At 51.0% G+C, this 504-nt stretch carries 1 rRNA gene; it reads right to left on the bottom strand.

What is annotated here, in order from left to right:
• Positions 1 to 504: ribosomal RNA gene (locus tag C0033_RS26695) — 23S ribosomal RNA — on the bottom strand; the annotation flags it as partial.

Below are 504 nucleotides of genomic sequence, written 5' to 3'. Positions count from 1 at the left end.
TCGGTTTACGGTACGGGCACATATCACACAATAGCGGCTTTTCTTGACAGCCCCTCCGCCAACTTCCCTACTGTAATTTCGGTACGCGTCACACCGTCCTGTTGTTAAGCGGATTTGCCTGCTTAACCAGTCAGATGCTTGCCCCGGTCTTTTCATTCCCGGGTTTGACTTTGGTTCTGTGTCCCCACAGTTCTGATGATACGCGGTACAGGAATTTCCACCTGTTGTCCATCGACTACGTCTTTCGACCTCGCCTTAGGCCCCGACTTACCCAGAGCAGATCAGCTTTACTCTGGAAACCTTAGATATTCGGCCTGGAGGATTCCCACCTCCATCTCGCTACTCATTCCGGCATTCTCTCTTCTTAACACTCCACAGCTCCTTACGGTACTGCTTCGACGCGTTAAGAATGCTCCTCTACCAATTGTCTTACGACAATTCCTAAGCTTCGGTGTTGTGTTTTAGCCCCGGACATTTTCGGCGCAGGACCTCTCGACTAGTGAG

The organism is Clostridium sp. chh4-2 (assembly GCF_002899675.1).
GTDB lineage: Bacteria > Bacillota > Clostridia > Lachnospirales > Lachnospiraceae > CHH4-2.
Note: the sequence above shows the minus strand (reverse complement) of the source record. Positions and strands in the feature narration are given on the sequence as shown.